The 17,733-nt window shown below is 68.3% G+C and carries 17 protein-coding genes and 1 tRNA gene; 6 read left to right on the top strand and 12 right to left on the bottom strand.

Features of this window, described 5'->3' with window-relative positions; translation table 11 throughout:
- Window positions 1-7: 7 nt before the first annotated feature.
- From ACM61V_RS04050 to ACM61V_RS04030, 5 genes are all read left to right on the top strand, one after another.
- Window positions 8-589, top strand: coding sequence for a Maf family protein (locus ACM61V_RS04050; protein WP_137788248.1), 582 nt, complete (start codon window positions 8-10; stop codon window positions 587-589).
- Window positions 582-1,502, top strand: coding sequence for a ribonuclease (locus tag ACM61V_RS04045; protein ID WP_419713814.1), 921 nt, complete (start codon window positions 582-584; stop codon window positions 1,500-1,502). Before ACM61V_RS04050 ends, ACM61V_RS04045 begins: the two co-directional genes overlap by 8 nt.
- Window positions 1,499-1,672, top strand: a complete 174-nt coding sequence (locus ACM61V_RS04040; RefSeq protein WP_137788250.1) for a DNA gyrase inhibitor YacG — start codon at window positions 1,499-1,501, stop codon at window positions 1,670-1,672. The genes ACM61V_RS04045 and ACM61V_RS04040 overlap by 4 nt, the downstream gene beginning before the upstream one ends.
- Window positions 1,673-1,701: 29 nt before the next feature.
- Window positions 1,702-1,777, top strand: a tRNA-Phe gene (locus tag ACM61V_RS04035).
- Window positions 1,778-2,223: 446 nt separating this feature from the next.
- Window positions 2,224-2,409: a hypothetical protein gene (locus ACM61V_RS04030; RefSeq protein ID WP_137788251.1), complete on the top strand. Its 186-nt coding sequence runs from the start codon at window positions 2,224-2,226 to the stop codon at window positions 2,407-2,409.
- 19 nt (window positions 2,410-2,428) lie between these two features.
- Here the strand turns inward: ACM61V_RS04030 and ACM61V_RS04025 are convergent, their stop codons facing one another.
- From ACM61V_RS04025 to ACM61V_RS03970, 12 genes are all read right to left on the bottom strand, one after another.
- Window positions 2,429-3,157, bottom strand: a complete 729-nt coding sequence (locus ACM61V_RS04025) for an RNA methyltransferase (protein WP_419713813.1) — start codon at window positions 3,155-3,157, stop codon at window positions 2,429-2,431.
- Window positions 3,154-3,615: a transcriptional regulator NrdR gene (gene nrdR / locus ACM61V_RS04020; protein ID WP_137786875.1), complete on the bottom strand. Its 462-nt coding sequence runs from the start codon at window positions 3,613-3,615 to the stop codon at window positions 3,154-3,156. The genes ACM61V_RS04025 and nrdR overlap by 4 nt, the downstream gene beginning before the upstream one ends.
- A 124-nt stretch (window positions 3,616-3,739) precedes the next feature.
- Window positions 3,740-3,916: a small multi-drug export protein gene (locus ACM61V_RS04015; protein WP_171007582.1), complete on the bottom strand. Its 177-nt coding sequence runs from the start codon at window positions 3,914-3,916 to the stop codon at window positions 3,740-3,742.
- 8 nt (window positions 3,917-3,924) lie between these two features.
- The gene (glyA, locus tag ACM61V_RS04010) at window positions 3,925-5,232 is read right to left on the bottom strand and encodes a serine hydroxymethyltransferase (protein WP_137786876.1); all 1,308 of its coding nucleotides are present in this window, start codon (window positions 5,230-5,232) and stop codon (window positions 3,925-3,927) included.
- The gene (gene rpiB / locus ACM61V_RS04005) at window positions 5,229-5,669 is read right to left on the bottom strand and encodes a ribose 5-phosphate isomerase B (RefSeq protein ID WP_137786877.1); all 441 of its coding nucleotides are present in this window, start codon (window positions 5,667-5,669) and stop codon (window positions 5,229-5,231) included. Before rpiB ends, glyA begins: the two co-directional genes overlap by 4 nt.
- 91 nt (window positions 5,670-5,760) lie before the next feature.
- A complete protein-coding gene (locus ACM61V_RS04000; RefSeq protein WP_137786878.1) occupies window positions 5,761-7,266 on the bottom strand; it encodes an acetyl-CoA acetyltransferase in 1,506 nt (501 codons plus the stop codon).
- 1 nt (window position 7,267) lies between these two features.
- Complete coding sequence (locus ACM61V_RS03995; protein ID WP_137786879.1) at window positions 7,268-8,071, bottom strand: crotonase/enoyl-CoA hydratase family protein; 804 nt, start codon at window positions 8,069-8,071, stop codon at window positions 7,268-7,270.
- Window positions 8,072-8,081: 10 nt separating this feature from the next.
- A complete protein-coding gene (locus tag ACM61V_RS03990) occupies window positions 8,082-10,364 on the bottom strand; it encodes a CaiB/BaiF CoA-transferase family protein (protein WP_137786880.1) in 2,283 nt (760 codons plus the stop codon).
- Entirely contained in the window at window positions 10,361-11,761 is a 1,401-nt protein-coding gene (locus ACM61V_RS03985; protein ID WP_212742191.1) for a phosphotransferase family protein, read from the bottom strand. The genes ACM61V_RS03990 and ACM61V_RS03985 overlap by 4 nt, the downstream gene beginning before the upstream one ends.
- The gene (locus tag ACM61V_RS03980) at window positions 11,758-12,873 is read right to left on the bottom strand and encodes a hypothetical protein (protein WP_137786881.1); all 1,116 of its coding nucleotides are present in this window, start codon (window positions 12,871-12,873) and stop codon (window positions 11,758-11,760) included. Before ACM61V_RS03980 ends, ACM61V_RS03985 begins: the two co-directional genes overlap by 4 nt.
- A gap of 89 nt (window positions 12,874-12,962) precedes the next feature.
- Entirely contained in the window at window positions 12,963-14,726 is a 1,764-nt protein-coding gene (locus ACM61V_RS03975) for an N-acyl-D-amino-acid deacylase family protein (RefSeq protein WP_137786882.1), read from the bottom strand.
- Window positions 14,727-14,798: 72 nt separating this feature from the next.
- Complete coding sequence (locus ACM61V_RS03970) at window positions 14,799-15,398, bottom strand: NADPH-dependent FMN reductase (protein ID WP_419713812.1); 600 nt, start codon at window positions 15,396-15,398, stop codon at window positions 14,799-14,801.
- Window positions 15,399-15,461: 63 nt separating this feature from the next.
- Here ACM61V_RS03970 and ACM61V_RS03965 point away from each other — a divergent pair, with 63 nt between their 5' ends.
- Complete coding sequence (locus ACM61V_RS03965) at window positions 15,462-17,600, top strand: transglycosylase domain-containing protein (protein ID WP_249341555.1); 2,139 nt, start codon at window positions 15,462-15,464, stop codon at window positions 17,598-17,600.
- Window positions 17,601-17,733: the final 133 nt, after the last annotated feature.

Below are 17,733 nucleotides of genomic sequence, written 5' to 3'. Positions count from 1 at the left end.
CGGGCTGATGCCCTCCGCTCCACAATTAGTGCTCGCATCCGCCTCGCCCCGGCGGCGCGATCTGCTGGCGCGCATCGGCGTGACGCCGGCGCGCATTATCGCGCCCGAAATCGATGAAACTCCGCTCAAAGGCGAGCCCCCGCGCGACTATGTTCGCCGCGTCGCCGCCGGAAAGGCAAAAGCGATCGAGCGCGCACCATATGAGGTGATCCTCAGCGCGGACACGACGATCGCGGTCGGCCAGCGCATCCTCGGCAAGCCACATGATGAGGCTGAACTGCGGTGGATGCTCGCACTGCTCGCCGGTCGACGCCACCATTGCCTCTCCGCCGTAGCGGTGATCGATACCGATGGACGACTACGCGAGCGTCTTTCGGACACGCTCGTGGTGTTCAAGCCGCTCTCCACCGCCGAGATCGACGCCTATGTCGCGGCAGGCGAGGGCATGGGCAAGGCTGGCGGCTACGCGATTCAAGGCCATGCCGAGACGTGGGTGCGCCGCCTCAACGGCTCACATTCCGGGGTAGTCGGGCTTCCGCTGTATGAGACGGCGGCACTGCTGCGCACGGCGGGCATCGCTCTTGGCTGAATGGCTGTTCGAGCACGGCATCGGCGAGGCGCGCGCCGCGCTGGTGGCAGACGGGCGCATCGTTCGCGCACGGATCGCGCTTGATGACCGCAGCCCGAAGCTGGGTGCGGTATATACGGCCCAGCTCGTTGAGCCTGGCGAGGTGCGGCTCTCCGACGGTGGCGTCGCGACGTTGATGCGCGCGCCGGCGGCGCTGACCCTCGGCGCACGCTTCAACGTCGAAGTGGTTCGTGAGGCGCTGCCCGAACCCGGGCGCCTGAAACCACCGCGCGTCGTGGTGACCGATCAGATCCCGCAGCCCGCACCCAGCCTGCGCGATACTCTCGACGGGCCAGTACGATCGCTTCGCGCGCACGAACCCGATGCGCTCGAAGCGGCCGGCTGGTCCGAAGTGCTCGAAGAGGCGCTGACGGGAGATATCAGCTTTCCAGGCGGAGCATTGCGCATGACGCCAACGCCCGCGATGACCCTGTTCGACGTCGATGGCGACGGGCCACTGGATGCACTTGCCGAACGAGCAGCGGCGGCTGTGGCGCTCGCGATCGTGCGGCACGACGTTGGCGGCTCGATCGGCGTGGATTTCCCGACGATCATGGGCAAGGAAGCGCGCCACCGCGTCGCGGCTGCGATCGATGCCGGTTTGCCGCAGCCGTTCGAGCGGACCGCAATGAACGGCTTCGGCTTCTTGCAGATCGTGCGCCCGCGTCCGCGCGCTTCGTTGCCGGAACTGCTAAGGGCCGATCCAATTGCCGCCGCTGCGCGAGCGACGCTCCGTCAGATTGAGCGCACCCCGCCAGGCGCGCCGAACAATCACCGCTTGCCACCGGCCATCAGCGCGCGAATCGGATCGCGCGACGATTGGCTGAATGAGCTGGCGCGCCGCACTGGTCGAAAGCCGATTTTGGAACAATGAACAGTAACAAATGCCCGATCTGCCGCCGCCCGACGGACCCGGTCAATGCGCCATTCTGCGGCCGCGGCTGTAAGGATCGTGACCTCCTGCAATGGCTTGGCGAAGGCTATCGCCTTCCTGGGCCGCCGGTGGATCCAAACGGGCTGGACAGCGGCAAAGACGCCGACTAGAGAGCGCGGCTCCGGCGTTCGTCGGGTTTGCCCAGGTAGCTCAGTTGGTAGAGCATGCGACTGAAAATCGCAGTGTCGGCGGTTCGATCCCGTCCCTGGGCACCATCCTCTCGCAAGCGGCCCAGAAGAACCTGGGAAAGCGTCACGCCGTTGATCTGTGATCCGGTACAAGCCAGTGACAAAAAGGTCGTGCGGAAATCGCCGGACTGGATTCGCGAAGGTCCGAAATTGGTCCTGCTGATGTGTTCGCTGTGCTTACTCAGCCTCGCCTATCACTCGAGACTTGGAAGAATGGGGAGGCCGAGTTCGAGGGAGGTGCGGTGGTTCGATCTGCTGGGCGCATTGCGCAGACTTCGAGACATCTCAAGCCATGATCGACGCGCGTACAGCTTACGCGCCTATCTGTCTGTCCCTCGGCGCCGAGCGGCGGCCGACCAGATATCGAAACAAGACCGACGGCAACAAACACTTACGCCGCGCAACCTTGTCGTTGCCCGCTCCACCAAACCGCTATACGCTTCAGTTTCCGAGCCGGGAGCGAGGAGTAGAATATGCTGAAGGCCGCTTTCATTGCCTTGTCGCTGGCATCGCTCGCGACGGTTCCCGCTTATGCAGCCCCGTGCAAGGATGCGAAGGGCAAGTTCGTGAAATGCCCGCCCGCCAAGCCGGTGAAGTGCAAGACCGCCAATGGTAAGTTCGCAAAGTGCGGCTCGCCCGGCGCAAAGCCGATAAAGTAAGCGCGCGAGGCGCGGTCGCCTAGCCGCGCTTCGCTTTCGCCCCTGCCAGTGCGGATAGCACACCGCGCAACGTGCGCACCTCGTGACTCGACCAGCCCGGCTTGGTTAGCAAGGTACGCAACGTGCGCTTGGTTGTCCGCGTGCGATCGGGAGGGAAGAAGAAATGCGCTTCCTCCAGCATCCGGTCGAGCTGGCCGATCATCCCCTCCAGCTCCTCGTGCGGGGCGGGGGGGGCGAGGTCGGTTGTAGGGGGGCTGGCGAGCGTCTCGCCCTTTGACCATTCATAAGCGATCAGGATTACCGCCTGTGCAAGGTTGAGGCTGCCGAATTCCGGGTTGATCGGCACGGTCAGGATCGTCCGCGCCAGCGCGACGTCATCGGTTTCCAAGCCGGAGCGCTCGGGGCCGAACAGGATCGCCGATCGCTCGCCAGCGCTTCGTATCGCGAGCGCCGCCGCTTCCGGTGTCCTTACCGGCTTGGTGACGCCTCGCTTGCGCACCGTCGTGGCATAAACATGCGCGCAATCGGCGACGGCGTCTGCAACGCTCTCAAACACACGTGCCTGCTCCAGCACGATATCAGCCCCGGAAGCCGCTGGCCCGGCAAGCGGATTGGGCCAGCCATCACGCGGGGAGACCAGCCGCATCTCCGTCAGACCGAAATTGAGCATCGCGCGCGCCGCCTTACCGATGTTCTCAGCGAGTTGCGGCCGGACCAGGACGATGATGGGGGGCGGCGGTGCACTCATCCGCGCCCGATCTCCTCGACGGAGCCGGCGAATTCCTCGAAATCGCGGGCCTCGTTGAAATCGCGATAGACCGAGGCAAAGCGGATATAGGCGACGGAATCGAGACCCTTCAGCCCCTCCATCACCATTTCGCCGATTCGCTTCGAGGTGACCTCACCGTCACCGCTAGTCTCCAGCTGCCGCTGGATGCCGGATACGAGCCGCTCGATCGCGATCCCATCGATCGGCCGCTTGCGCGCGGCGATGCCGATCGAGCGGATCAGCTTCTCGCGTTCGAAAGGCTCGCGCCGCTCTTGGCTTTTTACCACTACCAGTTCGCGTAGCTGGATGCGCTCGAATGTCGTGAAGCGGGCCGCGCAGCCTTCGCACTGGCGCCGGCGACGGATCGCCGTGCCGTCGTCGGTCGGGCGACTGTCCTTCACTTGACTCGCATCATGGCCGCAGAACGGGCAGCGCATTTCGTTTCAATCCTTGTAACGCGTAAGGAAAAGCCCACTCAGCGCCCGCATTTCCCATAGCTCGCGCGATGTGGAAAGCGGGCGGCGGAGTGGGCCGTCGCCAGTCAGTCAGATGATGGCGCGATCAAGCCTTGTCGCGACGCGCGTAAGCGACGCCCGCGCCCACGATAGCGCCCAGCACGGGGCCGACAAACGGCAACGGGATCGCAACCACAGCGCCGATCGCGCCATATTTTGCCATCTTCTTACCCAGGCCTGGCGTGTTTTTCACATTGCTTTGCACTTCGTCGATCTTCGACATGTCGTTCCTCACTGATAGACGGGAAAACGAGCGCACAACGCACGAACTCGTTCCCTAACACGCGCCTCAATCTGTGCGTCGCCAGACTCTCCGTTTTTGGCAAGACCATCCAGCACATCGGCGACCATGTTGCCGATGTCCCGAAATTCCGCCGTGCCAAAGCCGCGCGTCGTACCCGCGGGCGAGCCGACCCGGATGCCACTCGTCTTCATCGGCGGCAGCGGATCGTTCGGGATGCCGTTCTTGTTACAGGTGATGCCCGCGCGCTCTAGCGCCTCATCCGCGTCCTTGCCCGTCACGCCCAGCGGGGTGAGATCCACCAGCGCCAGATGCGTATCGGTGCCCCCGGACACGATACGCGCGCCACGCTCGGCGAGGGTGGAGGCGAGGACTTTGGCGTTAGAGATAATAGCGGCGGCGTAGGTCTTGAACTCGGGCCGCAGCGCTTCGCCGAACGCGACGGCTTTCGCCGCGATCACATGCATCAGCGGGCCGCCCTGAAGGCCGGGGAAGACCGCCGAGTTGATCTTCTTCGCGATCGCCTCGTCATCGGTGAGCACCATGCCGCCGCGCGGGCCCCGCAACGTCTTGTGCGTGGTGGTCGTCACGACATGGGCATGCCCAAACGGCGTGGGGTGAACCCCGCCCGCAACCAGCCCGGCGAAATGCGCCATATCGACCATGAACAACGCCCCCACCTCGTCCGCGATCGCGCGGAAGCGGGCGAAATCGATGTGACGCGGATAGGCGGAGCCGCCGGTAATGATGAGCTTCGGCCGGTGCTCGCGCGCCAGCGCCTCGACCTGATCGTAATCGATCAGATGCGTATCGGGCTTCACGCCATATTGGACGGCGTTGAACCATTTGCCGGACATCGCCGCCTTCGCGCCATGCGTGAGATGCCCGCCCGCATCGAGGCTGAGCCCCATGATCGTATCGCCCGGCCTGGTGAGCGCCAGCATCACCGCACCGTTCGCCTGCGCGCCGGAATGCGGCTGGACATTCGCAAAGCCGCAGCCGAACAGCGCCTTCGCGCGCTCGATCGCCAGCTGCTCCACCTCGTCGGAGGGGTGACAGCCCTGATAATAACGCTTGCCGGGATAGCCTTCCGCATATTTGTTCGTGAAGACGCTGCCCTGCGCCTCCAGCACCGCCTTCGAGACGATATTCTCGGAGGCGATCAGCTCGATCTGGGTCTGCTCGCGCTCTAGTTCATGCGCGACACCCTCGAACACCGCGGGATCCGCATCGGCCAGGCCCCGCGTGAAGAAGCCATCGGGCTGCACATCGGTGAGATTGGCGGGATTCGTGCTCATGCTGGCTCCTTCATGGATAGCTTGTCGACGCGATGCTGGTGGCGACCGCCCTCGAACCCGGTCGCGAGAAAGGCTTCGAGGCACGCCTTGGCCATTTCCGGCCCGATCAGGCGCGCGCCCATCGCAATGGCGTTGGCGTCGTTGTGGGTCCGCGCGAGCGCCGCCGACAGCGGCTCGCTGACCAAGGCACAGCGGCACGCCGGATTGCGGTTCGCCGCGATCGAGATGCCGATGCCGGACCCGCACAGCGCGACGCCGCGCTCGACGCGGCCATCGGCCAGCGCGGCGGCGACGGCATAGCCATAATCGGGATAATCGACGCTCGCGCCGCCATCCGTGCCGAGATCGAGCACTTCATGCCCCTCCGCGCGCAGCCATTCGGCGAGCAGGGTCTTCAGCTCGACGGCGGCGTGATCGGATGCAATGGCGATGCGCATCGGCGACGCTTTCCTGGGAGGCGATGGACGGATGCCCGCGCCTTTAACCCCGCCGCCGCGCGAATGCCACCGTTGAAGCCAGGCTTTCTCCTCAGCCGCGCCGCCAGACCATCATTTCTCCGCCCGCCGCCACCGTCCCGCCGCTGCCGACCGGCTCGTTCGCGCCATCGGTGAGGAAGGCGATCGTCGCCGCATCCTCGCCGGGCACATGCGCCAGCGTCCGGTTGCCATCGGGGAGCCGCGCGACGACGACGCCCGATCCGGGGCGCCCGTCACGCGCGTAGAAAACGGTATAGGTTTCGATCGTGGCCGGCCCGGCATAATCCTTCACCAGTTCGGGAACCGGCCCGCGCGCGGCATCCGCCTCCGCCTGACAATCGAACGCATGCGCCTCGCCCGCGCCGGGCAACGGCTCGACACCCAGCACGATCGCATGATTATGCGTCGCGAAGCCACCGTTCGCGAAGAGCAGCCCCGTGCGCCCGTCGCCCGCGCGCAGCGAATCGACCATCTCGGCCACCGCGTGGCTCATGTAATTGCCGATCGGGCCGCCGCCGAACGTCAGCCCGCCGAACACGGTCGCGGGTTTTTCGAGCGGCCAGCCGATCACGCGCCGCGCCATTTTCGGCACGCAGGGGAAACACGAATACAGCTCGGCGAGATCGAGATCACCGGCCGTCACCCCGTTCCATTCGAGCGTGCGCTTCAGGCACACTTCCATGCTCGGCGACTTGTCATAGCGATCGCGCGCCATGAAATCGTCCGCCTCATGCGCCGCCGCGCCGCGCCCGACATGGATGATCCGCCCCTCCGGCACGCCGCGCCGGCGCGCTTCGGCAAGGCTGGTGACGATGAAGCCGGCGCCCTGATTGACGCTCGAATTGGCGACCATCAGCTTGGTGTACGGGAAAGCGATCGGGCGGTTCTCCGCGGTCGGCTCGATCACCTCGTCCACGCTTTTCGGCGCATGAATCCACGCCGCCGGGGTGCTTGCGGCCACGGCGCTGAAACGCGACCAGATCTCGCCGGATTCGCGCTGCCCTTCGGCCAGCGTCTGCCCGTAAGCGGCGCGCCCGGCGTTCTCGTACAGCGGATAGACATCGACCGGCGCGGCAAGGCCGTGGATCTGGCGATAGCCCGGCGCTCGCCCCTTCGCGAGATTGCGGATCGGATTCTGATCCGCCACCGCCGTCTTCGCCGCCAGCGCGGCGCGCTGGCTGGCGGTGCGCAGCGCCTCGCCGCCCGTGACGACCGCGATCTTCACATCGCCGGTCGCGATGCGATTGGCGGCCTCGTTGAGCAGCAATATCGGGCTGTCGCCGTTCGGCCCGACCGATTCATACACGATTCGCGCCGCCGATCCGATCCGGTCCGCCACCTTCTGCGCCAGCGGATTATCCTGCCGGAAGCTGATCTGCTGCACCACCGCGACCGAGCCGGCATCCGCCAGCCAGCCGCCGCCGGCATCGCGATCCGCCTCCTCCAGCGCGGCGACCATCAGGCCGAGCGAATCGCGCCCCTGCATCGGGTCCGCCGGGCGGTCGCTGACCTGCCCGACGCCAACGATCACCGCGACGCGTTCCGGATCAGCCGCCACCTCAGCGCGCCTTCCATACCGGCGCGCGCTTCTCGGCGAACGCCTTCGGCCCCTCGCGCGAATCCTCGCTGGTGAACACGACGATCGTCTCCTTGCGGTTCTGCGCCCAGGCGGCTTCCTCGCGCGCCACCTTGCCGTCCGCGATGCCCTGCGCCATCCGCTTCGACGCCTGCACGGAGAGCGGCGCGTTGACCGCGATGCGCTCGGCGAGCGCGAAGGCCGCATCGAGCAGCCCCTCGCGCGGGGCGACCGCGTTGACGAGGCCGAGCTCCAGCGCGCGCTGCGCGGAAATCGGATCGCCCGTCAGGATCATCTCCATCGCGATCTTCTTCGGCAGCTGCTCCGGCAGGCGGAACACGCCACCCGCCGCCGCGAACAGCCCGCGCTTCGGCTCGGGCAGGCCGAACCGCGCGTCATCCACCGCCACCGCAAGATCGCACGCGAGCGTAATCTCCAGCCCGCCGCCCAGCGCGGTGCCGTTGACGCACGCGATCACCGGCTTGGAGATCGCGTGGCTGACGATCCCGGCGAAGCCCCAGGCCTGCTTGGCCTTGTCATCCGGCGCGAGGCTCTCGCCCCGCGACAGCGCGACCAGATCGGCGCCGGCGCAAAAGGATTTGTCGCCCGCCCCGGTGACGATCACGCAGCGGATCTCGGGATCCTTGTCGGCCGCCTCCAGCGCATCCCCCACGCCTTCGTGCACGAAGCGGTTCACCGCGTTGCGCGCCTCGGGGCGGTTGATCGTGACAAGCATCACATTGCCGCGCGTTTCAACCGTCACGGCGTCATTGCCAAGAGCGCTCATATCCTCTCCTTCAAGCTGCCTGTTCGATGATCCTGTCGCCGAGAAGCGCGGCGACCGCATCCTCCTCCAGCCCGAGCCAGTCCGCCACCACCGCCGCGCTGTCCTCCCCGATGCGGGGCGCGGGGCGCTGATCGGGATCGGGCAGCCCGCCGGATCGCGCCGGCCGCCCCTCGACCAGAAAGGGCGCGTCGATCAGCGGATGCCGCGCCTCGCGGAAGGTGCCGAGCGCGCGATATTGCGGGCTGGCCGGTATATCGACGACGCGCACCATCATCCCGGCGGGGATGCCTGCCGCCTGGAGCGTCGCCGCCACCTCGTCGGGCGCGCGGGTGGCCGCCCATCGCTCCGCCGCCGCGCGATCGCTGCCGCCGGTCAACGCGGCGAGCGCCGCGCGATCCGCGCCATCCCGCAGCGTCACCGCGCACCATTCGTCGTCCCCCGCGCAGGCGATCAGCCAGTCCTCGCTCGTGGCGCCAGGCTCTATCGACAGACCGGCGGCAGCGGCGGCGAGCCCGGCGATCTCCGCCGCCTTCTCGCCCAGCATCACCTCCGCCTGGCTCAGGCTGGCGCTGCCGCCGCGCCCGGTGCGCATCCGCCGGATGAGCAGCGCCAGCACCGCGCACGTCCCGATCCGCGCCGCGACATGATCCGGATAGACGGTGACCGCATCGGAAAAACTTTCCGGCTCGCCGGGATAGGTCCATTGCTTCGTAAGCCCCGCCGCGCAGCGCACCAGCGGCCCATAGCCGAGCCGGGCGGACCACGGCCCGGTCGGGCCGAAGGCGGAACTGTCCACCGTCACCAGCCGCGGGTTCGCCGCCGCCAGCGTCTCGCGATCGAAGCCGAGCGCGGCGAGCGTGCCGGGCTTGAAATTGGACGCCAGCACGTCGGCCTGGCGCACGAGATCGAGAAACAGCGCCTTGCCGCGCGCGGAGCGCAGATCGATCGACAGCCCGCGCTTGTTGCGGTGCCCGGCGGCGAAGGTGAGCGATACCGCCGCATCGTCGCGCGACTGGCGCTGACCATCGGGGAAGGCGCCGTTCTCGACCTTCACCACCTCCGCGCCCATATCGCCGAGCAATCGCCCCGTCTCGCCACCGACGACGATCACCCCCATGTCGAGCACGCGAATGCCGGCGAGCGGCGCGTCCGCCGGCGCCGGCGCCGCGAACACCGGCCGCGCGCCCCCGAACCGCGCGCTGCCGCCCGCCTCCGGGACGCCGCCGGTTATGCCTGCGCGCACGCCATCGATCTCCACCGCGCCGTTCGGAAACGGGAGGCGCAGGCCCGGCGCGATCTCCACCGGCGCGAACGCCTCACGCGCGATCATCTGGGGGGTTTCGATCGCCTCCGCCACATCGAGCAGCGCGGCGGCGGGCACGCCATGCGCCTCCGCCTCCGCCTCGATCTCGGCCCGCGTCTTCGGCGCGAGGAAGCGCACGAACGCCTCCCTCAACGCCGCCGAGCGATAGCGCGTGACGAGCTTTTCCCACTCCGCGCCGGCGAACGCCGCCGGCTCGCCCATCCATTTGAACATGCCGCGCCACTGCCGCGGCGCCAGCACGCACAGCCGCACGAAACCGTCGGCGCAGCGGAAGATCGGGTAGCGATGGCGCTCGTCCGTGCGGGTGCGCGCCATCTTCCACAAGGGGACACCCGATTGCGCGCTGCCCGACAGGCCGTAGCCGGGATCGAGCGCCTGCATCGCCGCCTCCAGCAGCGCAATATCGAGCCGGTCGCCCCTGCCGGTACGCAACCGCGCGATGAACGCCGCGAGCGCCAGATAGGCGATCTGTGGCGCCGCCGTCTGAAACGTCAGTTCACCGGGCGGCAGCAGCGGCGGCCGCCCCGGCAGCCCGGAGCGCGAGAGCCCGCCGGTCAGCGCATGCAGCACCGCGTCGCTCGCCTGCCAGTCCTTCCACGGGCCGTTCTCGCCGAAATCGCTGATCGAAACCACCACCAGCGCCGGGTTCGCCGCCCGCACCGCCTCCACATCGAGCCCGGGCAGCCGCGCTTCGAGCAATATGTCGGCGTCACGAGCCAGATCGAGCAACCGCGCCGCATCGCCCGGAAGATCGATCGTCGCGACCCTTTTGCCGAGATTGGCGGCGGCGAAACCGAGCGCGATGCCGCCCGCCTTCGGGCCGGTCAGGCGATCCGCGCCGCCCCCGCGCGGCTCGATGCGGATCACGTCGGCACCCAGCTCGCGCAGGAAACGGCCGATCGCCCCGAGCGGCCCCGGCACCGCATCGATCACGCGCACGCCCGCGAGCGGCAGGTCCGCCGGCGTCATGACGGCAACACCAGCTCGCGGCGCGCCGCGCTGCGCAGATAGAAATCGACGAATCCGGTTTCGTCGCCACCCGCCGCCGCGACACGATCGTGCGCCGCGATCAACGCATCCGAGAGCGCCGCCCAGCGCGCATCGAGCGCGGTGAGCGTCATCGCGGTGTCGCCGTCGACAGCGTCGCCGAGCAGCGCCCGCATCTCCGCTATGTCGGCAAGGCGCCAGGCTGCCGCCTTCTCCGCTTCCTGCGCGGCGAGCAGCGCCAGCGCGCCCGTGCCGCCGAGCGTGGCGGCGCCGAACGCGTCCCCCGCGCCGATCGCCTGCGCCATGCCGCTGGCGATGACCCCTGCCCCGATCAGCACATGGCCGAGCTGGCTCTGCGCCTCGCCCGACGGATCGGGCGTGATGCCGCGCCCGGCGAGCGCCGCGGCGATCACCGCATCCTGTCGCCGCCCGACATACCACCCCGACAGCCCGAGCACGGGATCGCTGTGCCCACCATCGACGAACTCGCGAAAAGCGGAGAGCCAGATCGCCGCGCCCTTCACCGAATTGAACATCAGCCACCAATCGAGCGCCGCCCGATCGACCTCCAGCCCGCTCGCTGCGCGCCAGATCTCGAGCGCGCGCTCCTGCGAGACCATGCCGCATGCGCTGCCGGCCTGGAAATGATCCCAGATCGGATTGAGCGCCCAGCCGAGATCTTCCAGCGGATCGCCCAGATGCGCCATCTCCCAATCGAACATCGCGAGCATCCGCCCCGCGCCGTCATGCATCATGTTGCCGGAACGATAATCGCCGTGAACGAGCGCGATGCGCTGCGCGGGCGGCGGGGGATTGGCGCGCAGCCAGCGGATCGCGGCGCGCACGATCGGCTGCGGCAGGAACGCATCCTCGCCGATCACGCCTTCCCAGTAATCGAGCGCGATGCGCCAGCATTCGCCCGGCGCCGGGGCGGGAAGGTGCGCCGCGATCGGCGTGCCCGCCGTATCGAGCGCCGCAAGCCGCCCCAGGCCGGTGAAGAACTGCTCGCCAAGCGCCGCCGCGTGATCGCCGAATCCGGCCCGGTCGAACGGGCTTATCACCTGCCCGTCGTCGATCCGCTCCATCAGGAAGAACGGCCGCTCCAGCTCCGCCCCGTCACGCTCCAGCGCCACCGCGCCGGGAACGGGCAGAACGCCCGCCGCGCTCTGATACGCGCGAAACTCGGTTTCGCTTTCGGTTTCGATCAGCCCGGCTTTCGGCTCGCGCCGCAGGATCAGCCGTCGCCGGTCGCCATCGACGAACGCGTCGAAACGATAGGTTTCGCGGCTCGCCCCGCCGGGAATGCGCGCCAGATCGCGGATCACCACCTGCGTGCCCCACACCCGCGACAGATACGCCTCGATCTGCGGGCCGATCATCGGGCGGCATCCAGCATGTCGCGGAAGCCGGATGGTGCATGCGGCCCGATCACCAGTTGCTCGAGCACGCCCTTGCCGCGCGTCACCGTGCCGTCCGGCGCGGTCATCGTCACGCCGACGACCGCCTGGATGTGCAGATGGTGCGGCAGCATCGGATCGAGCTCGGCCGGCACGAAATCCTCGCGTTCCACCGTCACCGCCTCGCCATGATGGCGGCCATGCGCCCAGGTGGGGTGGCCATAGCCAAGGCCGAGCATCTGGAAGGTCGGCCCGATATCGAACGCGACCCTGGTTTCGCCCCGCTCGTCGCGCAGCGACAGCGACGCGCCCGCCGCGTGGCGCGTGCCCTTGCGCCAGTCGATCGCGTAATCCGCCGTTTCGTAATGATGCTCGTCATCCGGGCCGCCCCCTTCGGGCCGCCACGTCGCGCGCCGGTTCCAGAAGCGGCCGTGCGCGTCGTCGTTGGTGTGGCAGTAAAGTTCGCCGCCCTCCATCGCGCACGGGCTCCACAGCCAGAAGAACTGCGGCGCGATCGGCGGGCTGGCGGGCTGCGCATCGGGCGCGCCGATCGGGCGCACGCCCCACGAGCGGTCTCGCGTGCCGAGCCAGCCGTCCACGTCGATCCGCCGGCCGTCCACCTCGATCCAGCCGGTGTAGCGCCCGTTCTGCGTCAGCCGCGTCACATCCATCAGCACGCGCGGGCCGTTGCGGCGCGTGAAGCGCGGCTCCTCCAGCGGAAAGGCGCGGCCGGTGAAGGTGATGTCGGCGCGGATCCGCTCATCGGGCGCATCCACCGTGAGGCGCAGCGCCTTGAGCGGCTCGATCACCTCGATCGCGATCGGGCCGACCGTCGTATCCATCCGCTCCATGCCGAGGCCACGGCTGGCATGCAGATTCACCTGGCGCCCGTCGATCAGCACGCAGAAGGCGGCATCGATCACGTTGATATGCGGATAGACGCCCAGCGCGGCGGCGAAGAAGCCATCCTGCCCCGGTTCCGGTGCATAGCCGTTGAAGAAATAGCGATCGTAGAAATTGCGATCCGTACCCGCATAGGCGACCGGCTCCGCCGTCTGGTGGATCGGATAATCATCGCCCTTGGTAAGCACCATGCCCGCTCTCCTTCAGGGGTCGCGTTCTATCGACGTCGCCCCCGGTTGGACCAGCGGCGGCGGCGCTGTCAATCAAACAATAACAGAAGTTATGCCGCCAGACGCCGCGCCGCCGGCGCACCTCTCGCACCACGCACCAACCGCCCGGGAAGCGCCCCGGTGGGCTCGCCATCGCGATAGGTGATCTGGCCCGCCACGATCGTCGCGACATAGCCGCGCGCGCGCTGCATCAGCCGCCGCCCGCCGGCCGGAAGGTCGTGGATCACCTCCGGCGCCAGCAATGTGAGATTGTCGTAATCGATCACGTTCAGATCCGCGCGCAGCCCCGGCAGGATCATGCCGCGATCGCCCAGGCCGACCAGCGCCGCCGTATCCGCCGCCTGCTGCTTCACCACGAACGGCAGCGACAGTTTCGGCCCGCGCACGCGATCCCGCGTCCAGTGCGTCAGCAGCGAGGTGGGGAAGCTGCCGTCGCAGATCATGCCCACATGTGCGCCGCCATCGGACAGACCGGGCACCGTATCGCGATGCATCATCATCTCGTAGGAAGCATCGAGCGAGCCGTAGCCATAGCTCAGGAACGGCAGATAGAGGATGCCGCGCCCGTCGTTCGAGAGCAGATGATCGAGCGCCACTTCCTTGGGATCGCGCCCCTGCGCCGCGGCGATGGCGGCGATCGTGTGATCCGGCGTCGGCTCGTAATCGGGGCTGTCGGCTCCCAGCGGATACATGCCGCTCCATGCCGCGAAATTGGCCGATCCGAATGGCCCGCGCGGGCTCGGCGCCTCGGCGACGAGCCTCGCGCGCAACGCGGGATCGCGCAGCCGCGCGACCTGCTCCGCGATCGGCAGCCCCGCGATGTCGCGATAGCTCTGGTGCGCGCTGAACGGATTGACCGTGAGATCCAGCCCGAACAGCACACCCACGGCGCGCGCGCTGACCTGCGCCTTCATCGGCAGCCCGGCATCCACCGCCTGCTCCAGCGCAGCGAGGATCAGGCGATAGGAATCGGGCGCCTGATGGCTCTGCGCGAGGCTGAAGCTGAGCGGGCGGCCCGATTTCTCGACGATCCGGCGGAACATCGCGAATTCGCCCGCGGCATCCGGGTGAAAATCGCTGACGAGTTGCAACACGCCCGCGCCGCGCCCGCCGTTTGCGGCGGCAAGCCCCATCGCGATGCCGGTCAGCTCATCCTCCTCCGCCGTCAGCGTGGGGGTGGGCTCGCCGGCCTTGGTGCGGTGGTTCAGCGTGCGACTGGTCGAGAAGCCGAGCGCGCCAGCCTCCACCGCCTCACGCGCGATCGCCGCCATCCGCGCGATATCGTCCGCCGTCGCCGGCTCGCGCGCCACGCCGCGTTCGCGCATCACGTTCACCCGCACCGCCGCGTGTGGCAGTTGCGTCGCGACGTCGAGATCGAAGCGGCGCTGCGCCAGCGCATCGAGATAATCGGGGAAGCTCTGCCAGTTCCATGGCAGGCCGGCGGTGAGCACCGGATAGGGCAGATCCTCCACCCCCTCCATAAGATACACCAGCCGGTCGCGATCTTCCGGCAGGCACGGCGCGAAGCCGACGCCGCAATTGCCCTGCACGATCGTGGTGACGCCATGCCACGACGAGGGCTGGAGCCGCTCGTCCCACGTCGCCTGCCCGTCATAATGGGTGTGCACATCGACGAAGCCGGGGGTGACGATCCTGCCGCGCGCGTCGATCTCCTCGCGCCCGCGCCCCGCGACCCGGCCGACCACGGCGATCGCGCCCCCGGCCACCGCGATGTCCGCCTCGAACGGTTCGCCGCCCGATCCGTCGACGATCGTGCCGCCGCGAATCACCAGATCCCAGGCTGCTTCAGCCATCGCATCTCTCCTCGATTTTCCGGGAGGGTGCGTCCGCCGATCCGCTAAGTCAAATGTGTTAGCGGCCGTCGGTCAGCGCTGCACCAGCGGCGCGAAGCGGGCGACCTGCTTGCCGATCATCCGCAATTGCTCCACCACCGCCGGATCGCTCGCGCCGCCGGTGTCGTCGAATTTGGTGACCTGGCTGTTGATCGCGGCCGCGAACGGCGTCGGCCAACCCCGCAGCGCGTGGACGATCGAGCGCAGCGCCGCGATCGTCGAGCCGGTCGCCTGCCAGCCATAAGCGGTGGCGATCAGGCCAACCGGCATATCGGCGAGATACGGGCGCGCCTCGTCGCGCGCGGTTTCCTCCAGCAGGTCGAGCGCGTTCTTGACCAGGCCGGAAATGCTGCCGTGATAGCCGGGGCTGGCGATGATCATCGCCGACGCCTGCCGCACGGCCTCGACGAACTCGCGCTCCTCCGCCGTCCGCTCGGGATTGCGCGGGTCGTACAGCGGCAGCTTCGCCAAATCCGCGCCGTCGAACATCCGCGTGCGGAACCCCGTCTCGCACGCCGCGCCAAGCGCGATGCGCAACGCCCGTTCGGTGGAGGATACGCCGCCCGTCGTTCCGCCGATCCCCACCACAAGCGGGCGATCGTCCCCGCTTGCTGCTTTCGCTTCCGTCGCCATCGGGCTAAGCCCTTCGCATACGCCGGCCCCTTGCGGCAACTGTCTTATTGAAGTAATACGCCAATGGCCGACCGCCACGACGACGATATGATCCCCGATCCCCACGATACAGGCCGCCTGCGCTACAACCACGCACCCGCGGCGCCACGCGCGCCGCTGCCGGCGTTCGACGCCTGGCAGGACGGGCCGACGGAGCCACCGCCGGAGCCGCCGGTCGCGCCGCACGGGCGCGGGCGCAATATCGGCCGCTGGCTGGTGCGCGGCCTCGCCGGGCTGATCGTCCTCCTCGTCATCGCGATCGCGTGGCTGGCGGTGACGGCGCCGCTTTCCCGCTCGCTCAAGCCGCCGACGCCGCCCTCGATCACGCTCACCGCGTCGGACGGCACGCCGATCGCGCGGCGCGGCGCGATCATCGGCGCCCCCGTCGATGCCGCGAAACTGCCGCCGCATGTGCGCGAGGCATTCATCGCGATCGAGGACCGGCGCTTCTATTCGCACTGGGGGATCGATCCGCGCGGCATCGCCCGCGCCGCCTGGGCCAATGTCGGCCATGGCGGGGTGCGGCAGGGCGGCAGCACGATCACGCAACAGCTCGCCAAGAACGCCTTCCTCGATTCGGATCGCACCGCCGCGCGCAAGCTGCGCGAGGTGATGATCGCGTTCTGGCTGGAAGCGTGGCTGACCAAGGACGAGATACTCTCGCGCTACCTGTCGAACGTCTATTTCGGCGATAACGTCTATGGGCTGACGGCGGCGGCCAAACACTATTTCGGGCGCGCGCCGGACAAGCTGAACGTGGGGCAGGCGGCGATGCTCGCGGGGCTGGTCAAGGCGCCGTCGCGGCTCGCGCCCACCAGCAATCTCGATGGCGCGCAATCGCGCGAGATGGTGGTGGTGGGGGCGATGGTCGATGCCGGCTTCCTCACGAAGGCGGAGGGTGATGCCGTCCAGCCGCAGCGCGTGCTGGCGAAGCGGCCGGAGCAGCTTCCCAGCGGCACCTATTTCGCCGATTGGGTGCTGCCCGAGGCGCGCGATCAGGCGGGCGAGATCCGCAACGAGGCCGTCATCCGCACCACGCTCGATCGCGATCTCCAGCGCACGGCCGAGCGCGTGATCCGGCAGGCCGGGCTCCGCCAGGCGCAGGCCGCGCTGGTGGCGATGACGCGCACCGGCGAGGTCGTCGCGATGGTCGGCGGCCGCGATTACGCCAAAAGCCCGTTCAACCGCGCGACGCAGGCGCGGCGCCAGCCCGGCTCCACCTTCAAGCTGTTCGTCTATCTCGCCGCGATGCGCGCCGGGATGACCCCGGAAACCGAGGTCGATGATTCGCCCGTCGAGATCGCGGGGTGGAAACCGAAGAACGACACCAACGACTATCTCGGCAGGATACCGCTGCGCCGCGCGTTCCAGCGTTCGTCGAACGTCGTCGCGGCGCGGGTTACCGAGCAGGTCGGCGTGAAGAACGTGATCCGCGCGGCGCGCGATCTCGGCATCTCCACCCCGATCGCCAATGAGGCGACGATCTCGCTCGGCACGTCGGAAGTGTCGTTGCTCGAACTTACCGCCGCATTCGCCGGGGTCGCCGACGGACGCTATCCGGTTCAGGCGCGCGGGCTGAAGGACAATAGCGAAAAGCCGTGGTACGCCTCGCTCACCGGCGGCCAGAAAACGATGCCGTCGACCATTCACGACGAAATGCTGGAGCTGCTCGCCGCCTCGATGCGCGGCACCGGGCGCGCCGCCGCACTCTCCGTTCCGGCCTATGGCAAGACCGGCACATCGCAGAGCGGGCGCGATGCTTGGTTCATCGGCTTCGCGGGCGATCTGGTCGTCGGCGTGTGGATCGGCAATGATGACAACACGCCGAATCCGGGGCTGCACGGCGGCGGCATCCCCGCGCAGATCTGGCGCAACTTCATGGTTTCCGCGCTCGATCTGAAACCGGTGGTGAAGGCGCCGCCGCCCGAGGAGATCGATCCCGAGGCGGTGATCGACGACGTGGCGGATAATGTGCTCGCTCCGGTCGCAGGCCAGATACAGGGCCAGGTGCAGGGCGTGCAGGGGCAGCTCAAGGGGCTTGGGATCGATCTGAAGGTGGGACAGGACGGGTCGATCGTGGTCAACCGGGCGCGCGACAACACGCCGCCGCCGCCGCGCCGCGAGGAGCGCGCGCCGCCGCCCGAGGCACCCCCGCGCGACTGAAACCGGCACGGCCGACCCAGCTTCTGATCCAAGCGGGAGAATCGGGTCGACAGCGACGCGCCGAACGGTAGAGCGGGCGTGCCCGGGTCACACGCACGCGCGGATGATCGCAGGCCAGCCACAGCAGCATTAG

The sequence above is a fragment of the Sphingomonas sp. TX0543 genome (assembly GCF_048565505.1).
Classification (GTDB): Bacteria; Pseudomonadota; Alphaproteobacteria; order Sphingomonadales; family Sphingomonadaceae; genus Sphingomonas.
Note: the sequence above shows the minus strand (reverse complement) of the source record. Positions and strands in the feature narration are given on the sequence as shown.

Coding starts and splice junctions, on each gene's coding strand:
- ACM61V_RS03965 (WP_249341555.1), top strand. CDS start 15,462: ATGGCCGACCGCCACGACGACGATATGATCCCCGATCCCCACGATACA.
- glyA (WP_137786876.1), bottom strand. CDS start 5,232: ATGAGCACGAATCCCGCCAATCTCACCGATGTGCAGCCCGATGGCTTC.
- ACM61V_RS04040 (WP_137788250.1), top strand. CDS start 1,499: ATGAACAGTAACAAATGCCCGATCTGCCGCCGCCCGACGGACCCGGTC.
- ACM61V_RS03990 (WP_137786880.1), bottom strand. CDS start 10,364: ATGACGCCGGCGGACCTGCCGCTCGCGGGCGTGCGCGTGATCGATGCG.
- ACM61V_RS03995 (WP_137786879.1), bottom strand. CDS start 8,071: ATGAGCGCTCTTGGCAATGACGCCGTGACGGTTGAAACGCGCGGCAAT.
- ACM61V_RS03970 (WP_419713812.1), bottom strand. CDS start 15,398: ATGGCGACGGAAGCGAAAGCAGCAAGCGGGGACGATCGCCCGCTTGTG.
- ACM61V_RS04030 (WP_137788251.1), top strand. CDS start 2,224: ATGCTGAAGGCCGCTTTCATTGCCTTGTCGCTGGCATCGCTCGCGACG.
- ACM61V_RS03975 (WP_137786882.1), bottom strand. CDS start 14,726: ATGGCTGAAGCAGCCTGGGATCTGGTGATTCGCGGCGGCACGATCGTC.
- nrdR (WP_137786875.1), bottom strand. CDS start 3,615: ATGCGCTGCCCGTTCTGCGGCCATGATGCGAGTCAAGTGAAGGACAGT.
- rpiB (WP_137786877.1), bottom strand. CDS start 5,669: ATGCGCATCGCCATTGCATCCGATCACGCCGCCGTCGAGCTGAAGACC.
- ACM61V_RS04025 (WP_419713813.1), bottom strand. CDS start 3,157: ATGAGTGCACCGCCGCCCCCCATCATCGTCCTGGTCCGGCCGCAACTC.
- ACM61V_RS04050 (WP_137788248.1), top strand. CDS start 8: ATGCCCTCCGCTCCACAATTAGTGCTCGCATCCGCCTCGCCCCGGCGG.
- ACM61V_RS03985 (WP_212742191.1), bottom strand. CDS start 11,761: ATGATCGGCCCGCAGATCGAGGCGTATCTGTCGCGGGTGTGGGGCACG.
- ACM61V_RS04015 (WP_171007582.1), bottom strand. CDS start 3,916: ATGTCGAAGATCGACGAAGTGCAAAGCAATGTGAAAAACACGCCAGGC.
- ACM61V_RS03980 (WP_137786881.1), bottom strand. CDS start 12,873: ATGGTGCTTACCAAGGGCGATGATTATCCGATCCACCAGACGGCGGAG.